At 38.3% G+C, this 18,576-nt stretch carries 16 protein-coding genes and 1 tRNA gene; 10 read left to right on the top strand and 7 right to left on the bottom strand.

Annotated features, from left to right (window positions below; all coding sequences use genetic code 11):
- The first annotated feature begins 102 nt into the window (after window positions 1-102).
- From ACTIEV_RS13645 to ACTIEV_RS13630, 4 genes are all read left to right on the top strand, one after another.
- Complete coding sequence (locus ACTIEV_RS13645) at window positions 103-789, top strand: DUF3291 domain-containing protein (RefSeq protein WP_322196692.1); 687 nt, start codon at window positions 103-105, stop codon at window positions 787-789.
- Window positions 790-959: 170 nt separating this feature from the next.
- Complete coding sequence (locus ACTIEV_RS13640; RefSeq protein ID WP_322196691.1) at window positions 960-2,390, top strand: arginine deiminase family protein; 1,431 nt, start codon at window positions 960-962, stop codon at window positions 2,388-2,390.
- Between the two features lie 107 nt (window positions 2,391-2,497).
- Window positions 2,498-3,409 carry a citrulline utilization hydrolase CtlX gene (gene ctlX / locus ACTIEV_RS13635; protein WP_322196690.1) on the top strand — a complete coding sequence of 304 codons (912 nt, stop codon included), beginning with the start codon at window positions 2,498-2,500 and terminating at the stop codon, window positions 3,407-3,409.
- Window positions 3,410-3,415: 6 nt separating this feature from the next.
- Window positions 3,416-4,132 (top strand): hypothetical protein, encoded by a 717-nt coding sequence (locus ACTIEV_RS13630; protein ID WP_322196689.1) that lies wholly within the window; start codon window positions 3,416-3,418, stop codon window positions 4,130-4,132.
- Window positions 4,133-4,135: 3 nt separating this feature from the next.
- Here the strand turns inward: ACTIEV_RS13630 and ACTIEV_RS13625 are convergent, their stop codons facing one another.
- The 3 genes from ACTIEV_RS13625 to ACTIEV_RS13615 are packed head-to-tail and all read right to left on the bottom strand — an operon-like array spanning window position 4,136 to window position 7,696.
- Window positions 4,136-4,459 carry a DUF6122 family protein gene (locus tag ACTIEV_RS13625; RefSeq protein ID WP_322196688.1) on the bottom strand — a complete coding sequence of 108 codons (324 nt, stop codon included), beginning with the start codon at window positions 4,457-4,459 and terminating at the stop codon, window positions 4,136-4,138.
- Between the two features lie 15 nt (window positions 4,460-4,474).
- Complete coding sequence (gene gndA, locus ACTIEV_RS13620; RefSeq protein WP_322196687.1) at window positions 4,475-6,367, bottom strand: NADP-dependent phosphogluconate dehydrogenase; 1,893 nt, start codon at window positions 6,365-6,367, stop codon at window positions 4,475-4,477.
- 12 nt (window positions 6,368-6,379) lie between these two features.
- The gene (locus ACTIEV_RS13615; protein WP_322196686.1) at window positions 6,380-7,696 is read right to left on the bottom strand and encodes a gluconate:H+ symporter; all 1,317 of its coding nucleotides are present in this window, start codon (window positions 7,694-7,696) and stop codon (window positions 6,380-6,382) included.
- A gap of 421 nt (window positions 7,697-8,117) precedes the next feature.
- On the opposite strand from ACTIEV_RS13615, the gene ACTIEV_RS13610 reads away from it, so the two are divergent.
- The 3 genes from ACTIEV_RS13610 to ACTIEV_RS13600 all read left to right on the top strand — a co-directional run bounded on the left by ACTIEV_RS13610 (window position 8,118) and on the right by ACTIEV_RS13600 (window position 9,208).
- A tRNA-Ser gene (locus tag ACTIEV_RS13610) sits at window positions 8,118-8,202 on the top strand.
- A gap of 47 nt (window positions 8,203-8,249) precedes the next feature.
- Window positions 8,250-8,495, top strand: coding sequence for a GIY-YIG nuclease family protein (locus ACTIEV_RS13605; RefSeq protein ID WP_178889730.1), 246 nt, complete (start codon window positions 8,250-8,252; stop codon window positions 8,493-8,495).
- Between the two features lie 218 nt (window positions 8,496-8,713).
- Window positions 8,714-9,208 (top strand): hypothetical protein, encoded by a 495-nt coding sequence (locus ACTIEV_RS13600; RefSeq protein WP_322196685.1) that lies wholly within the window; start codon window positions 8,714-8,716, stop codon window positions 9,206-9,208.
- A 61-nt stretch (window positions 9,209-9,269) separates the two neighbouring features.
- Here the strand turns inward: ACTIEV_RS13600 and ACTIEV_RS13595 are convergent, their stop codons facing one another.
- Window positions 9,270-11,381, bottom strand: coding sequence for an endonuclease MutS2 (locus tag ACTIEV_RS13595; protein ID WP_322196684.1), 2,112 nt, complete (start codon window positions 11,379-11,381; stop codon window positions 9,270-9,272).
- Window positions 11,382-11,619: 238 nt separating this feature from the next.
- Here ACTIEV_RS13595 and msrA point away from each other — a divergent pair, with 238 nt between their 5' ends.
- Window positions 11,620-12,267: a peptide-methionine (S)-S-oxide reductase MsrA gene (msrA, locus tag ACTIEV_RS13590; RefSeq protein ID WP_322196683.1), complete on the top strand. Its 648-nt coding sequence runs from the start codon at window positions 11,620-11,622 to the stop codon at window positions 12,265-12,267.
- A gap of 153 nt (window positions 12,268-12,420) precedes the next feature.
- Window positions 12,421-13,914 carry a lipopolysaccharide biosynthesis protein gene (locus ACTIEV_RS13585; RefSeq protein ID WP_322196682.1) on the top strand — a complete coding sequence of 498 codons (1,494 nt, stop codon included), beginning with the start codon at window positions 12,421-12,423 and terminating at the stop codon, window positions 13,912-13,914.
- Between the two features lie 131 nt (window positions 13,915-14,045).
- Here the strand turns inward: ACTIEV_RS13585 and ACTIEV_RS13580 are convergent, their stop codons facing one another.
- Window positions 14,046-14,798: a L,D-transpeptidase family protein gene (locus tag ACTIEV_RS13580; protein WP_439516680.1), complete on the bottom strand. Its 753-nt coding sequence runs from the start codon at window positions 14,796-14,798 to the stop codon at window positions 14,046-14,048.
- Window positions 14,799-14,929: 131 nt separating this feature from the next.
- The gene (hppD, locus tag ACTIEV_RS13575) at window positions 14,930-16,057 is read right to left on the bottom strand and encodes a 4-hydroxyphenylpyruvate dioxygenase (protein ID WP_439516679.1); all 1,128 of its coding nucleotides are present in this window, start codon (window positions 16,055-16,057) and stop codon (window positions 14,930-14,932) included.
- Window positions 16,058-16,325: 268 nt separating this feature from the next.
- Between hppD and ACTIEV_RS13570 the strand changes: the two genes are divergently transcribed.
- On the top strand, window positions 16,326-17,447 hold the full coding sequence (locus ACTIEV_RS13570) for a 5-(carboxyamino)imidazole ribonucleotide synthase (protein ID WP_439516678.1): 1,122 nt from the start codon (window positions 16,326-16,328) through the stop codon (window positions 17,445-17,447).
- A gap of 81 nt (window positions 17,448-17,528) precedes the next feature.
- Here ACTIEV_RS13570 and ACTIEV_RS13565 read toward each other — a convergent pair whose 3' ends face one another.
- Window positions 17,529-18,500, bottom strand: coding sequence for a DUF3078 domain-containing protein (locus ACTIEV_RS13565; protein ID WP_322196678.1), 972 nt, complete (start codon window positions 18,498-18,500; stop codon window positions 17,529-17,531).
- Window positions 18,501-18,576: the final 76 nt, after the last annotated feature.

The raw sequence follows: 18,576 nt of genomic DNA, 5'->3' as shown, positions 1-18,576 counted from the left end.
TAAAAATAACCAGAAAAAGGAGGCTTTAATGGCCTCCTTACTTTTTTTCTTCACTTTTTACCGGACAGCAATGGCTTGTAGCTTGCAGCTTGCAGCCAATATATGATTACCCGACTCACCATAGTACGTTACCCTTCTTGGTTTGGATGGGCAGGTTTTTTATCCATGGCATTGTTTCGATTGCCACTTTGGTTGAGAAAAGATATTTTGTTTTGGAAGCTGATGGGATGTGGTAGAAACGGCAGTTTTGATAAAACACCCGACTGGCGGCAGTGGGCAGTGCTGGAAATCATTCAAGATAAAGATGTGCCATCCCCCCGTTTTTTAAACAGCTGGTGGCAATTATTTGGTTGTGAAAAATGGGAGTTGATCTTACGTCCAATCGAAGGGCATGGATTATGGGACGGAAAAGAAGTGTTTGGTGCTTTACCCAAACAAACCGACTATAGCGGTAGCATTGCAGTGATGACCAGGGCCACCATCCGGATCAGTCAATTATCAAGATTTTGGCAACATGTAGATGCTGTTGCACAGAGAATGAGTACCGCTCCGGGTTTTATTACTTCAGTAGGTATTGGTGAAGTTCCCTGGATCAAACAAGCCACATTCAGTATTTGGGAATCAAAAGAAGATATGAAAGCTTTTGCTTATCGCTTACAAGAACATGCAGAAGTAGTGAGGAAGACCCGACAAGAAAAATGGTACAGTGAAGAGCTCTTTGTTCGGTTCCAAATCATTGATTCTAAGGGTAGTTTGAAGGGGAATGACCCAATCAAAAGAAATCCTTAGTTTTGCAATATGCATCATTGCTCTACTATCACATTCCTTACCGCTCACTTCGCGTGGATGTATCGTGGACTGAACTCTATGCCCGATCACTGAGGCCCCTCCCTTTTATTTTAATAATTGCTATCGTATCGGGAATAGTTATCCCATTATTTATTTAATACAATATTAGTATGGAACATACATTGCATGTTACCTCTGAAATAGGTACTTTAAAACGTTTATTGGTGCACAGTCCAGACAGTGGTTTGGGTAAAGTAGTGCCCTCAAAAGCACAAGACTGGTTATTTGAAGACATTGTTCATTTGGATACGATTCGTAAAGACGAATACGATTATTACACCAAGTTGTTGTTGTACTTCCTAGATCCTGTAAAGATCAAAGGCAAACTACAAGAGATTGATGGCAATGATCGTTCATTTTTTAAACCCGATTCAGAAGGGTTTTATAAATCTGATAAAGTCATCGAATTACAATGGTTATTGGCTGAAATTCTTGAAAATGAAGATGTCCGATCTAAATTAGTAGCATCGGTAGCGGCTATTGAAGGTTGCACCTTCCAAACCCAACAGGAACTATTGGCATACAATGCTAAAGAATTGTCTAAAACTTTTATATCCGGGACTTCATCTGATAAAAAACTACTCTTCGCTCCTATTCCCAATTTCATTTTTACCAGAGATATTGGAATTACCATCAAAGACCATGTTTTATTGAACAAACCGGCTAAAAAAGCACGTACACGTGAAGCTTTATTGGCAAAATATATATTCTTCTATCATCCCATTTTTGCGAAGTGGCAAAATAATATTATTGAATTGGCAGATTCCAATCAGAGTTTTTTGATGCCTGAAGAGGAAGAAGATGATCGCAAAACAACTTTAGAAGGTGGTGATATCATGGTGGTTAGTGATAATCATTTATTGGTAGGTGTCAGCGAAAGAACTTCTGCAGAAGCTGCTGCTATGATTACGAATGTGATGTTTGAAAAGGGTTTGATGGACAAAGTAACGATCGTTCGAATACCTAAGAAAAGAGATTACATGCATATCGATACCGTCTTCACGCAAGTGAAAAGAGACGTATGGGTGATGCTGGGTAACTTTTCGCGTAAAGCAGTGAAGCATGAAGATGATAACGTGATTGAAAGGGAGCTACAAGTAAAGAAAGATGAAAAAATCAAGATTACTCAGTTTCATAAAAAATGTCCGGATAATCCTGTTTATTTCGACAGTCTGGAAGACTTATTACAAGATATCAGCCTAACAGATCTTCGTTGTGAGAATGATGTACGTTTTATCTTTTCCGGTAATAATGAATTTCCGTACAATGCCCGCGAACAATGGACAGATTCCTGCAATTTGCTGGCACTGAAGGAAGGTGTGGTCTTGGGTTATGATCGTAATGATAAAACCACGGAAGCTTTTCGCAAAGCAGGGTTTAACATCATTCATGTAAAAGATTTGTTACCCAAATTAGAATCGGGAGAATTGAATCCTGAAACCATGACAGATACACTCATACTAATGCCATCTGCAGAGTTATCAAGGGCTCGTGGAGGCTTCCATTGTATGAGTATGCCTTTGTGGAGAGAAAGTATTTGAGTTGACAGTTTTTAGTTGACAGTTGACAGAAGAGCAACTGTTTTCCTGTCAATTGTCAACTAGCAACTGGCAACCATTTTCATAACTATCATTGCTAACTAATCAACATGCAAACAACTTCAAATCTTCTCATGATAAAACCCGTTCGTTTTGATTTTAATGCAGAAACGGCGGTGAATAATAGTTTTCAACAAGCTTCGGCAGATCAGCAAGTGAGTGAAAAAGCCGCGGCTGAATTTGATCGATTTGTTTCTGTACTTAGCAATGCGGGTGTTCAGGTAACTGTTGTTGAAGACACACCTGAACCTCATACTCCTGATTCTGTATTTCCTAATAACTGGATCTCATTTCATACTGACGGCACTATTTTTTTGTACCCCATGTTTGCGGTCAATCGTAGGCTAGAACGTAAGCCTCATGTTCTATCTGCGATTGCTGAAAAGTTTCGTGTTGAAAATACGATAGATCTAAGCGCTTACGAACAACAACAACTTTTTTTAGAAGGAACGGGCAGCATGGTCTTAGACAGAGAAAATAAAATTGCCTATGCTTGTTTGTCACCCAGAACAGATATACAAGTATTGAATGATTGGTGTAATAAAGCCGGATTTCGTCCGGTAGCGTTTACCTCAGTTGATAGCAAAGGTGACCCCATTTATCATACCAATGTAATGATGTGTATTGCTGATCGATTTGCAGTGATTTGTCTGGATTCGATTCCTAATGAAACCGAGAAGGGTAGTGTCATAGCAACATTGCAGGATACAAAAAAGGAGGTCATCGAAATCAGTTTCGATCAAATGAATCATTTTGCAGGTAACATGCTGCAAGTTCAAAATACAAGCGGAGATCGTTTTCTCGTGATGTCATCACAAGCATATAATAGCCTGACTGCTGAACAGATCAAACGTATTGAACACTACAATCCGATTCTACATTCTGATATTACAACGATTGAAACCAATGGTGGTGGTAGTGCCAGATGTATGATGGCAGAAGTTTTTTTATCGGAAAAATAAGTTGGGATGAATAAGGATTCGCTGAACGAGATATTGTATGAACAATTAGAGAAACAGTTTTATGAAATCAGGGATCGTATGGCTGTCCCGTTGTTTAAACGATATGCGGATTATCTTGACATGTATCGCAGAGGTGAATTTGTAGATCTAGGTGGTGGTAATATCGAAGAAGAAATTGGCGATAAAGCTGCTGATATTACTGCCGTTAATCCTTACATGCATTTTATTGATACCCACCCTTTGGATGAGCAGACATGTGTTGCTTATTTAAAAAAAGAACTAAGATCTTGCTTGTTCGATCCGGAAGTAAAAGAACAAATGATACAATCCGGTGCTATGGAAATAGGCTATGATTGGTATTTTCATTATGATTCAGGGATCAATTTTTTTAAGCAAGAACTCACTTTCCCAATCATAGCTGAACCCAGATACTTATATCGCGAGCTTCCACCGGGACACTATACAGGTTTTGCAAAAGGGCCGGATTTCTCAGGTGTTTGGCCAGATTGTGCAACATTGGTTGATGAAGCAGACGAAGAACATGCTGTATTGCAATTAGGATATGAGTTGATGAATTATTATCAGTATCAATCAAGATTGTTCTTACACAAAGCACTGAAAGAAATGGATGTCTTTGGTGAGTTCTCTATGATTAAAAAACACCCCTTCCCTATTTATATCGCTGAACACGATTGTGAAGAAATGACGTTATATGTACTTTGATGCTTATGCGCAATAGGATCCTTGCATCCAACAATCAATTTGATCTGTCAACATATGCATTAACAAACCAATCCCCAATATTCTCAGTCTGCTAAACAACAATAGCACATATACGGCAATCATATACCAGCTATGCAATACATGAAAACCGATACTACAGCGGCATGGATCAAAAATGGGAGTGGCCAGTAAATGATCTAGATCCACCAACATGGTCAGGAGAAAAATCAATGCTACTCTCCACCACTGATTCCTAAAAAAGAGATAAGCCACCATTATGGGCGCTATAAAGTGTAGAAAATAGTGAAGAATAGATGTCAGTCCCATGTTATATTGAATCAATTACCATTCAGTATGATAAAATGCACCTGATGTATCATTCATTTTTTGATACGTATGTGCACCAAAAAAATCCCTTTGTGCTTGTATAATATTTGCGGTTGAATACATCGCACTTAGTGAATTGAGATAGTCTAATGAACTTGTATGACAAGGTATCGGTAGGTCTACTTCTAACGAACTGATACAAAATGCTTTCAATTTGGATTTCAATAACGTGATTTCTTGTTTGATTTCTTCATACTCAAATAGATCTTGATGTTCGTGAAAAGCAACCATCATTTTTTCCATAAGGGTACTTCTAATAATGCATCCATTGGTCCATATACGTGCAATAGTAGCGAGATCTAAATTCCAATTGAATTCCAGTGATGCAGTTCTGATAATTAAAAAACCTTGCTGATGATTAATGATTCGGGCAGCAGTATATGCAGCTTTTACAGTTTCAATACTTAGTTGGCTTGTTTTGCTATTAGGGATTATTGTTTGTCTAAGGTTACGAACCGATTCCTTGAGCGTTGACACATATCTTGCAAACAAAGCTCCGGTAATCATACCCGCAGGTATCCCTAATTCAGAAGCAGCAATGGTAGCCCAGTTTCCGGTTCCTTTGTTACCTGCAACATCCAATATCAAATCAATTAAATAATCATCTCCCTCTTTTTTTTGCAAAATATGAACAGTGCTATCCAGTAAATAACTATGCAATGAGCCTTGATTCCACTCATCAAATACTTGTGCTATGCGGTATGGATCTAAGCCTTGTGCATAACGTAGATAAGCATAAGTTTCTGCAATCAGCTGCATTTCAGCATATTCTATCCCGTTATGAACCATTTTTACAAAATGCCCTGAACCTTCTGGTCCAATATAAGCAGCACAAGGACTTCCATTTTTATCTTTTGCTGCAATGGAATATAACAGGTGTTCTATTTTTTGGTAAGCTTCAAATGAACCGGAAGGCATCATGCTAGGTCCGTAAAGTGCTCCCTTTTCGCCACCGGAAACTCCTGTGCCAATAAAATGTATTTGTTGTTTTTCCAAACGGGTAATACGATTTTTGGTATCCGCATAATGGGAATTTCCTCCATCTATTAAAATATCACCTGCCTCTAAATGTGGTAGAATTTCATCAATGAATACATCGGTTTCTTTTCCTGCCTTGATCATCATGAAAATGATCCGTGGTTTTGCTAAAGCGTGTGCAAAAGATTGTAAATCCTCAAAACCGGAAGCTTTCTCTAACTCAGGATAGGCTTGTATGGTTTTTTCAGCTACTTGTTCCTCGACGCCTTTCACGAACCGGTTGTACAGTGAAAGTTTGACTCCGGCACGAGCCCAATTTCTAGCCAGGCTTTTACCCATCACACCTAATCCTACAATACCCAATGTAGACTTATTGGTTTCCTGAAGAATTGTATTGACCATAGTTTGTGGATCTAATGATATATCAATCTTAATGCTTTCATTTGGAATTTCAAGGATATCGAACTGAGATTGTAAAAGCGCAACAGGCATGTAATGATTTTGCCTGGCAGCCATTCTTTGTTGAATCAGCTCTTTTGAACCATGCAAGTAAATCCAAATAATAGATTCTTTCAAATTTGCTGAAATAATCTCTCGATATTGTTTTTTCAAGGCTGAACAGGCAATTACGGCAGATGTATTGGTGGCTAAGGTCTTACTTGCAAGGGTATTGATATTCTTTAACCAATCATGCCGATCATGATCATCAAGCGGTTGCCCCGATTTCATTTTCTCAATGTTGGATACTGAATGAAAATCATCGCCATCAAAAAAATCGATACGCAACTGACTCGCCAGCAATTGTCCAATAGTGGTTTTACCACTTCCGGAAACACCCATGAGCAAATAAATCTTACCATTCTGATTCATACAGCATACTTCTTAAACAAATAAACTCAATACCAACACACCTATTAATCCCACCACTGAAACGATTGTTTCCATCAGTGACCATGATAAAAAAGTATCTTTTACAGAAACATTAAAGTACTCTTTGAACATCCAGAAGCCGGTATCATTGACATGAGAACAAAAAATACTACCGGAACCGATCGCTAAAATGATCAAATTGGGGTCAACATTTAAATCTGATATTACCGGTGCAATAATTCCTGCTGCGGTAAGACCGGCAACGGTTGCTGATCCAAGTAATAATCGAATCGTAGCTGCAACAAGCCAGGCTAGAATTAGCGGGTGTATTTGGATAGCTTGTAAGGCAAGAGCTATTTCATTGCTTACTTGACTGTCTATTAATATTTGTTTCAATCCACCGGAAGCCCCTATGATTAAGATGATGGTAGCGATTTCCCGGATTCCCTGATCATAGGTAGTCATCACATGCTGTATAGACATGCCCTGTCTTTTGCCTAAGAGTAAGGTTACAATGAGCAAGGATACTAACATCAAAATAGAAGGTTCATGGATGAAATCATACATTTTTTCAACTGTAGTATTACCCTTGAAGATGATCGATATCAAAATAGTTATGAGTAATAAAAAGATAGGCATTAAGGCAGACAGAATGCTGATACCTAATGATGGTGGATTTTCTACCTGTGTGGTTTCTTGAGCATATAATTGCGTTGATATCGGTTTGATTCGTGATAAAAAACGAGAAAAAACAGGACCAGCTAAAACCACTGCCGGAATAGCAGCTATCATTCCGTAAAAAAATGTTTTTGAGATGCTGGCATTAAAAATGCCGATTAAAGCAGCCGGAGATGGATGCGGGGGTAACAAACTATGAGCTACCGAAAGTGCCGCTAGAATCGGGATAGCAACCTGTATAACCGGAAGCTTATATTGATATACCAAGCTGAATATAATGGGTATCACCAATACGAATCCAACATTATAAAATAAGGGTATGCCAATGATGAGTCCGGTCAACATCATGCCCCAAGACAGGTACTTTCGACCGCAAATGGTAATGACTTTCTCGGCAATTACATTGGCTGCACCACTTTTGGCAACCAGTTTACCAATCATGGCTCCTGAAGCTAGTGTAATAATGATGGAACCTAACATCTCTCCAATTCCCTTCTGCAAAGATTTTGCGATGCTTAGTAAAGGCATCCCAAAAAGCAACCCGGCTCCAACAGCAATGATCAAAAATGAAATGAATGGAGATATTTTACATACAGATGTCAGTACGGTTAGGCCGATAATAATTAGGAGAAGTACAAGGAAAATCTGCATATAGTTATCTATTATAAAACGAACACTTCTTAGGCTCCCCATACTCCTTTAGCTATCATCATCAAAAACAGTTTTTTGGAAACCTTGTCCTAGTTAACAAGGAATATTGAGCCACTTATAGAAATGAAAGTTATTGATTAATTCTATTGCCCAATTCTTCACTAAAGAATTAGTAAATATCAAGTAATTGATACACTATAGATGTGTAATAAATAACCTCCTCCAACGAGCCTATGGACTTTTGTGCTTCAAGAGACGATGCAACAAGAAACATCTTTTGATTATATACGCTCCGAGGAAAAAGAAATACTTTATGCTACTCACAGCGTTACTGCCCTGCTAACTACTTACTAATGAATGTTTTTTGTGTATTATTTCGAATATTTTTTGGTAGAAATATTTCAACCCTTACTTTTGCCGCGGAGAGATGGCAGAGCGGTCGAATGCGGCGGTCTTGAAAACCGTTGACTGTCAAAGGTCCGGGGGTTCGAATCCCTCTCTCTCCGCAGAAAGGTTTAAGTGTTTAACACTTAAGCCTTTTTTATTTTAATCAATGCCCTACTATACATATATATTAATTAGTTTATCAGATGGAGGATATTACTATGGTCATTCTTCAGCTTTAGAAAAAAGACTTCAAACGCATAATGCCGGAAAAGTGAGAAGTACGAAGTCAAGGAGGCCTTTTGAGCTTCATTATTATGAAGTATTTCAAACCAAATCAGAAGCATATCGAAGGGAGTTGTTGTTTAAATCGGCAGCAGGAAAAGTGTATTTAAAATCGAAAAATATTATTTAAGGTCGATTGCGGCAGTCTTGCCCGCAGGATCCTTTAGAAAAACCGTTGACTGTCAAAGGTCCGGGGGTTCGAATCCCTCTCTCTCCGCCTAGGCCCACCATAGTTTTATCTACAGTGGGCTTTTTTTTATTAATGGCTAAGTAGTGAATGAATGTGATAGACAAATGTTAATATCACATAACATCTTATTTTATTATATTTATTCAAAACTTACCATTATGACTCGAAAATTTTTCCTGTACGCAACTGCTTTTTTAAGCCTTTCCCTGCTATTCTCTTTTTCCTATAAAGCCGCTAATTTTTCAGGTACTTGGAATTTAGATGAAAGTGCCAGTGAACTCGGACAATTTGGAGCAAGAGGTGCTTACAGTAAGGTTGTAATAGAACAGTCTGATGAAGTCATTAAAATGACGGTAAGCGGTTCCGGTTTTGATGGTAGTAATTATGAAATTACTGAAACACATTTAGTGGGTAAAGAATCTCAAAACACGGGGCTCATGAACAGTAAAAAAATCTCAACCTTAAATTGGGATGGTGAGCAACGTTTTAAAATTGATGTCAAATTGATGTTGGAATTCCAAGGACAAAGCCTAGAACTGACAGGTAATGAAAAATGGGAAATCAGCAACGATGGAAAAACACTGACACAATATTCTTCTATCAATACACCTCAAGGGGAAATGAGTACCAAAGCAGTGTATAAGAAAGGATAGTGAGTAGTCGATAGTCAATAGTGAGATTTATTTTTGCTCACTATTGACTACTCACTCCTCACTATTTAGATTCCGGTTCGGCAACTTTTTCTACTGCAATTAGGTCTAATAAATCTACATGCATTGGAAGTAAACCAATCTGTACAATGGCTTTTTTTCCTCTGATCTCTTTTACCTCCCCTACTTGGTAGTTCTTTTTCAATTTTACCAATGAACCAATGACAATCTGCTGATTGAGCTCTTTGTATTTTTGATCCACTTTTTTGGCAAGTTTATTGACAACAATCGTTTCCTTTTGCTTGAATAACAGGTTTTGTAAGTTTTTGATGACGTCCTGCTTATTTTCAGATTTTTTCCAATCCAATACAATCTGCTTCAACTTACGCTCCATATCTTTCAGATAAGCCAAACGATCTTCTGTTATTCGATTCTGTTGTTTTAATAATTCCACTTGCTGACGGTGACGCTCTTTATCCATCACCACTTCCATTTCTTTTTTCAAGCGATCATTTTCACGCAGCAGTTTATGCAATTGCTTTTTTTCCTGCTCCAATTGCTGCAGGTCTTGCTCAGTCCTATTTAATAGTCTATCAAGTTTAAAATGATCTTCTTCTACCAGTTTACGCGCTCTATTGATAAGATGTTGTGGTAAACCAATTCGTTCAGCAATCGCAAACGTATAGGAGCTACCGGGCTTACCCACGATTAGTTTATACATGGGCTGAAGATTCACTTCATCAAACTGCATAGCTCCGTTGATGATACCTTTGGTATGATTGGCCATCACTTTTAAATTCAAATAGTGCGTTGTTACTACACCAAATGAATGTTTGCGTGCCAACTCTTCCATGATCACTTCTGCAAAAGCTCCGCCTAAATTTGGGTCACTACCACTACCCAATTCATCAATAAAAAATAAAGTCTTTCCATTAGCCGATTCAATAAATGACTTCATGTGCAGTAAATGACTGCTATAAGTACTTAGTTCGAATTCCAGATTTTGGGTATCGCCAATATGAATGAACAATTGTTTAAAAATACCCATCTGCGAATCCGGACTCACAGGTACCAGTAATCCACTTTGTAATAAAAGCTGGTTCAAACCAATGGTTTTCATGGTAACGGTCTTCCCACCTGCATTCGGACCACTGATCACCAGAATACGATTTTGTTCATCCAATGTTAGTGATACAGGTATAGTAGGCTTATTGGCAGCTTTGTTGTACAATAATAGCAATGGATGATAGGCATTGATCAAATGAACATGGGCTTTGTCTGATAGTTCCGGCAACTGTCCGTTCATATCAATCGCCAGTTTGGCTTTAGCTCGGATGAAATCATATTCACCTGATATCGATAGATATTGAGAAAGCAGTGGCGCATACTCAGATAAGCGGGCAGTTAACTGTCTGAGTATCCGTTGTACTTCTTTTAACTCATCATGCTCTAAAGCAAAAACAGTGTTATTTAGATCGATGGTTTCTTCGGGCTCAATAAATGAAGTCTTTCTGCTGTCACTTTCGCCGTGTAAGATTCCTTTGACTTGCCTTTTATGTTCAGAAAAAACGGCCACTACCCTTCTGCCATTACTAAAACTTTCATCAATATCAGCAGTGTATCCGGCTTTTGCCAATTTCGCAATTACTTTTTCAAACATCCTTCTCAGCTCATTTCTTTTCCGATATAGGTTCATTCTGATTTTCTGGAGATCAGGAGAAGCATTGTCCTTCACATTTCCCTGTTCATCTATGATCTCATCGATCATTTCAATGATCATTTTTTCATAATACACATCTTTGATCACTTGTGCCATGGCAGGGAAAGCCTGTCTTCTTTCTGTATCAAACCAGCGAAAAATATTGGCTGTATTCTCAGATAATTTTCTGATCTGCAACCATTGTTCACCGGTAATCAATGCCCCCGGAATAGCTAATAATCGAAGTTCCTGTTGTAAAGGGAGGGTAAAGTCGTTCGGGAAATACTGTGCCTGTTGAAGGATGGATTTAAACTCGAATGTTTGATGTAATTCCAGCCGGATATATTCTATGCGCGTATGGATCCTTAAATGAGCGGCTTTTTCACGTGCATGTAGGGTCTTACAGTGACTTTCCAATAAAGTCCTGACTTTATCAAATTCCAATTGAGTCAAAGCCGTTTCAGGATACAAACGCATAATGCTGTGCTAGGATTAAGGCGCAAAGGTAAAGGCGATCTTTGATCTTCGATCTTCGATTTTTTGATCTTTGATTTTGTGATTTTTTCAATTAGCCATAAGCTTTTCACCATAAGCTCTCTAAATCAAGAAATCACAGATCAAAAAATCACAGATTAACACCTCTTTTGTAAGGATACAACATTCATCCTGTCTATTTGTTAGTATGAGAATATCTAATTTTATAAAAAAGGATAAAATGCGTTTTATTTTTAGTATCATGATGTGGGCAATTGGTTTTGCCTCCTGCGCTCAGCAGCCATCAAAAAAAGCGACAAATATGAATACAAAAGTGAGTTACAGTGGTATTGTTACGGATACTGCCACATTTGGAGAAGGATGTTTTTGGTGTACAGAAGCTTTTTTCCAAAGATTGGATGGCGTATTGGAAGTAGTGAGTGGATATGGAGGTGGTTTTGTGGAAAATCCAACTTATGAACAGGTGTGTGATAAAAATACTGGACATGTGGAATTGGCTAGAATTGTATACGATCCTTCCAAAATTACTTATGATGAACTTTTAGAGGTTTTCTGGAAAACACATGATCCCACAACGCCTAATCAACAAGGAAATGATATTGGACCGCAATACAGAAGTGTAGTGTATTATCACAATGAAACACAAAAGCAAAAAGCAGAGCAATACAAAGCATTGTTAGATAAAAGCGGTGCATGGGATAAGCCAATTGTTACGACCATTGAGCCTTTCAAGAACTTTTACTTGGCTGAGAACTATCATCAAAACTATTACAACGACAACCCTAATCAGGGATATTGCCGATTTGTGATCAGACCTAAATTGGAAAAGTTTGAGAAAGTGTTCAAAGACAAATTGAAAAAACAATAACTTAAGTCTTATTATAAAAGCCACAGATTCATCCGCCTGAGGCGGACGAGTCTGTGGCTTCTCTTTTTTGCTTTTATTTAGCAGCCACTCCGGCAAAATCTGTGTAAACTAGTTTTCTGCACCTTATTTTTACAGGAATCTATCAACAGACCCATGGGAAGTATTCGTAAACAAACCATCATTTCTAGTTTATTGGTGTATGTTGGTTTTGCTATTGGGTTTGTGAATCATTATTTCTATACCAAAAATGGCTCTTTTACACCTGAGCAATTTGGTCTAACACGTATCTTTTTTGATTTCGCACAAAATATGATGGCATTTGGAGCCATGGGTGTTATACCTGTCATCTATAAGTTTTATCCGTACTACAAAGACAACCTAGAACCCAGGAAAATTGACCTCATGAGTTGGGCCATGTTGGCTTCTATCATTGGATTTATTATTGTATTGGTCAGTGGCTTTGTTTTTCAGCCATTTTTTGTTGAAAAGTATCAAGAAAAATCACCACTGATTCTTGATTATTATTATTGGATGTTCCCTTTCGCCATGGGGATGCTGTTTTTTTCTGTTATTGAAGGATTTAGTTGGGCTTTACAATTGTCGGTGGTATCTAATTTTTTAAAAGAAACGATACTACGTGTTCTTACCAGTATTCTGATTGGGTTGTTTTATTTCAAATGGATCAGCTTTAGCACTTTTATTTACTTATTTGCATTTCAATACCTGGTCATTTTTTTATTCCTGTTTGTTTATTTGCTACGAAGTGGTCATTTGCACTTTCACTTTAAGATCAGCAGGGTAACTCGAAAGTTTTGGAAGAAGATTCTTTCCATGCAGGTATTGATCTATGGTGGTACTTTGATTGCTTCTGTAGCAGCCACAATCGATAGCTTTATCATTGCCGGCTTTCAGGGTCTCACAGCAGTGGGTATTTTTGTCTTTGCTCAGTTTACCGCGAACGTTATTCAAGTACCACAAAGAAGTATTCAGGCAGTTTCATCCAGTTTTCTTTCCAGAGCATGGAAGGATAAAAATTATCCGGAAATTCATCGCATTTATTCCAGATCCTGTATCAACCTCTTATTGATGGCATTATTTCTTTTCGGAAATATATGGCTCAATGCAGAGGAGGGTATCAAAGTGCTAAATATTCAAGATGATTACCTCAGTGGCTTGAATGTTATTTTTATTTTGGGTCTTGTAAGAATCATTGATGCAGGTACCGGCTTGAATGCCATGGTCATTAATACATCGACTCACTGGAGATTCGATTTCATAAGCGGAGTAGTATTGATTGGTCTTCGTTTACCACTCACTTATTTCATGATCAAAAATTACGGTATTATAGGGTCTGCCTATGCAGAATTGATCGCGTATGCCACCTATAATTTTATTCGCTATGAATTTCTGCGACGCAAATTCAATATGCAGCCATTTTCCATGAAGACATTATATTCCTTGATCTTGGCAGTAGCAGCCTATTTTATTTGCCAACAAGCTTTTAGTAGCCTTGGGGGTTGGATGCAGATCATTTGCAATGTAATCGTTTTTTCCTCCATCATGATTGCCGGTGTATTCCTCTTTAAACTCACTCCGGATGCAATGCAGTTGTATGATGTGGTGAAGAAGAGATGGAAGGGGTGCTAGGTGCTAGGTGCTAGGTGCTAGGTGCTAGGGAAGAACTCGAATTACAAGATTCTTATTGTGTTGCGAGTATTTTTTTAAAAAATCTGACATCTGCGATTTGCCATCAACCATATCCTATCAGCCATTCGCTATCACAGTATCACATACTCTCCTTTTCTATTCACCGATATCAGCGGAAGCTTTTTATTTTCTTCGAAGTAGTCGTATACCTCTTTGAGACGGGTAGAGAACTTTTGGTATTCTTTGTCTTCTTTGCTGTTTCGTTCGAGGTACTCCTGACTTCTGTTATTACTGAAACGTACAGGGTAGATATGTACCGGAATAAAATCCTGCCCTTGATTCCGGGCATGAGATGCCAATACATATAATTCTTCTATTTGATCGTTCTGGATGGGAATACAACCTACTGTGATGCAACTACCATGGATATAAATATCACTACCGGGTTTAATGGAATCACTCAGGAGCATATCGGATGCATTGGGGTAATTCAATCCCAATGACAAGTGATACATACTTTTCGGATTGAATTCATTGATATAATAAAACCCCTCAGGCACCTGGTAATCACCTTCCATTCTTTTCGGACCTAAGCTACCCGACAAAGCGCATATCTTATAGGTTTTGAATAGTTTATACGGTTCTGCTGAAGTATTTCTTACCCACACTTCTAATTGACTATCATACTTGAAACTCCTGATATAAACATCTTTTGCCGGCCATTGAAGTTTGGCTGAAGCGAATTGTTTCTTTAGACTATCCTCTTTTGAACGAATGGCTTGCGCAACCCGTGGAAATACACGCTGATTTTCAATAAAACCCGACTGTCCATACATGGATAACGTGGTCAACAATATTGAGAATAAAAACAGGGGGCGTTTCATGATTGCAAAATACTAAATGGTCAATAAGGTACAACTCAAACGACTGTTAAATTGAAACGTTGGTAAGTTAGGATTATTGTATAAAAAGACCGGAGCCTTTAAGAGACTCCGGTTTAAAATATGCCTTCTTATTATAAATTTCCTCTATCAGACTGCTCTCTTTCAATGGCTTCAAAAAGCGCTTTAAAATTACCCTTTCCAAAACTCTTAGCTCCTTTTCGCTGGATAATTTCAAAGAAAAGTGTGGGTCTGTCTTCTACCGGCTTGGTGAAAATTTGTAATAAATAACCCTCATCATCTCGATCCACCAGTATTCCTAACTCTCGTAAAGGATTCAGGTCTTCATCGATATGTCCTACCCTGTCCAACAAATCATCATAATATGTAGTAGGCACTTTCAAAAATTCAACCCCTCTGTTTTGAAGATCGGTAACCGTTTTTACAATATCATTGGTTGCCAATGCCACATGCTGACACCCTTCCCCATTATAAAAATCAAGATACTCTTCTACTTGAGATTTTTTCTTTCCTTCAGCAGGTTCATTGATAGGGAATTTGACAAATCCATTTCCATTACTCATCACTTTACTCATCAAAGCAGAATACTCTGTAGATATATCATTATCATCAAAACTGAGGATGTTTTTAAAACCCATAACATCTTCATAAAACTTAACCCATGGGTTCATTTGATTCCATCCCACATTTCCTACGCAATGATCTACATACAATAAACCTGTGTCGGTTGGATTATAATGACTCTCCCATTTTCTATATCCCGGTAAAAATGCACCGCTATAGTTTTCTCTTTCAATAAAGAGATGTACGGTATCTCCATATGTATGAATACCGCTGATCACCACTTCTCCAAATTCATCTGTTAAACGTTGTGGCTTCATATAACTTTTACCGCCTCGTTCCGTGGTTTGCTTCCATGCATCGGTAGCATCTTTTACTTTCAAAGCCAATACTTTCACGCCATCACCATGTTTGTATACATGATCAGCGATGGGATTATCGGTTCGTAATGCAGTGGTGAATACAAAAGTTAGTTTGTTTTGTCTAACTGCATAACTGGCCCTGTCTTTTACACCGGTCTCCGGACCCGCATAAGCCAAACTTTGAAAGCCAAAAGCGGTTTTATAAAAATGTGCTGCCTGCTTGGCATTGCCTACATAAAATTCAACATAATCAGTTCCCAACAAGGGTAAAAAATCAACAGTAGTAGACTGTACCGTAGAAGTAGCAATCGATTCCATACAATATGTTTAAAAGATGAATGAAAAAAGAAAATGAACTGCTTAGTTAAGCATATTAACAGGCATCCATGGCCAATGCTTCCATCAGCAAACAATAGCAACTACGCTTATCGCCAAAGATTTTATGAGGATAGTCCGGAAGCACGGTTCAAAATTAAGGATTTTAGGCATAGGTGGTGGGTACAAGGTTTAGGGTTGTACTTTGTTTTTCCAAAAAACAACCTAGTACCTAGCACCTAGCACCTAGTACCCTCGTATCTTCGCACCCATGAAAGCAGGAATTCTTGGAGGCGGTCAGTTAGGCCGTATGTTATTACAGGCAGCAGCCAATTATACAGTGGAAACATGGGTAATGGAAAATGATCCCAATTGTCCGGCTGCACATCTATGCCACCATTTCGTTCAGGGCGATATCAATGATTTTGATGCCGTATACGCATTTGGGAAAGGACTTGATGTGCTTACCATTGAAATTGAGTCTGTAAATGTAGATGCACTGGAAAAACTGGAATCTGAAGGTGTAAAAGTTTATCCTAAACCTTCCGCTATCAGAACCATCAAGAACAAGATCCTGCAAAAGCAGTTTTATGAAGCGAATGATATTCCAACATCTGCATTTGTGGTAACAGCAAATCTTAGCGATTTGAACAACCATACAGCATTGTTGCCTGCAGTGCATAAAATTGGACAAGGTGGATATGATGGCAAGGGCGTTCAGATCATTCAAGATGAGAAGGACATCGAAAAAGGGTTTGATGCTCCTGCGGTATTAGAGAAAATGGTACCCATTCATAAAGAAATCGCCATGATCGTAGCTATGAATGAAAAGGGAGAAACAGCCTTATATCCTCCTGCTGAAATGGTATTCGACCCTGTTTTGAATTTGTTGGATTATCAATTGAGTCCGGCTGCACTTCCGGAAAAAGTATTTTGGAAAGCAGAAGCCATTGCATTACGTGTTGTGAAAGCATTGAATAGTCCGGGATTGTTTGCCGTTGAGCTTTTTGTAGATAAGAACGAAGAAGTCTTGGTAAACGAAACAGCACCTCGTGTGCATAACAGTGGACACCACACCATCGAAGCCAATTATTCTAGTCAATATGATATGTTATGGCGTATTATGTTGGGCTACCCTTTAGGCAATACAGACGCCATTCTTCCTTCCGCTATTGTGAATTTACTGGGAGCAGAAGGACATTCAGGCGACGCCGTATATGATAACCTGAATGAAGTTTTAAAAATGGATAATGTCTTTGTACATCTCTACGGGAAAAAACAAACCAAACCCGGAAGGAAAATGGGACATGTCACCATCATGCACAAAGACTACCAAGACCTAACACACAAGGCTAATAAGATTAAACATTTGTTGAAAGTCGTCGCTAAGTAATGTCGGATGTCGGATTTGTTTTTATTGCAAAATCACATATCCGTCATCTGACATCAGAGATCAGACATCCTACATTTCCCTCTACCCTTTTTTCACATTCAAAGGTCGTAAAAAGCCGATGCCTATCAGGCTTTTGGTTTGTAATCCGGGTGATGTTTTGTTCGGGCCAAATAAACGAACATCATCATCATAAATCAAATCAAGGCTATAAGTTGCGGAGAAAAATTTATTGATTTTGAAAGAAAATAGATTGGTCATGAAGAAATCAATATTCTGGGCGCTATTGTTATAGTTGGAGAACATATCCAATCTCCCTTTATACGTCACATTTTTTGCAATGGTATTGTTGTAATTGACGGTAGCAAAAGTACCTATCTCATTGATAGATGTTTTTCCCGCAGGTACGCCATACTTTCCTAAAGTCGATAATTTATTATTGGCAACGATCGTCCACCTGGATGTCAGCGGCGAAACGAAGACCGAAAGTTTATCAGAGGATTTGTAATCAAATCCCACTGAAAGAATGATATATGCCGGTGATAAAAATGACGAAGAAAAACTAGGCACTCCACCTGAAAAAGTATAACCATCAAACCATTGAGAACGGAAATTGAATAGGCTGGATAAAAATATTTTTCCGGTACTATCCATCTTATAACCATACTTGCTGAGAAAATCGAAGCGGTCATCGTTTTTTCTTCCACCCAAACTTGTGGTTTGTACATAGCCGAGGTTCATATCAAAGTTATTATCCCAGCTATGACGATCTTTTCGATAGAAATAAAAGAAGTTGAAGTAAGAACTGACTGCCAATGAAAAATTATCACCCCCTGCAGCCCAATTACTCAAAGAGCCTTGTGCAAGGTTCGCACTGATCAAACCACCCTTTTTCCATACCCATGTACTGGTATCCGCTTCTTTTTTAATGGTTCGAGAAGTTTCACTGCGAAGCTTGTTAACTACGATATCCTGAGAAAAAACCGCTGATGAACAAGAAAGCATCAGCATACAAAACATCCATTTCTTCATGTGACCGGGGGATTTGCGTTGCAAAACTAATTGATTAACAGAATTTTCAACGCCTAAAACCTGTCAAACTGACACAAAAACAAGACAATTTTGTTAATTT

This window comes from Sediminibacterium sp., from assembly GCF_051861365.1.
In the GTDB taxonomy this organism is placed as follows: Bacteria; Bacteroidota; Bacteroidia; order Chitinophagales; family Chitinophagaceae; genus Sediminibacterium.
Note: the sequence above shows the minus strand (reverse complement) of the source record. Positions and strands in the feature narration are given on the sequence as shown.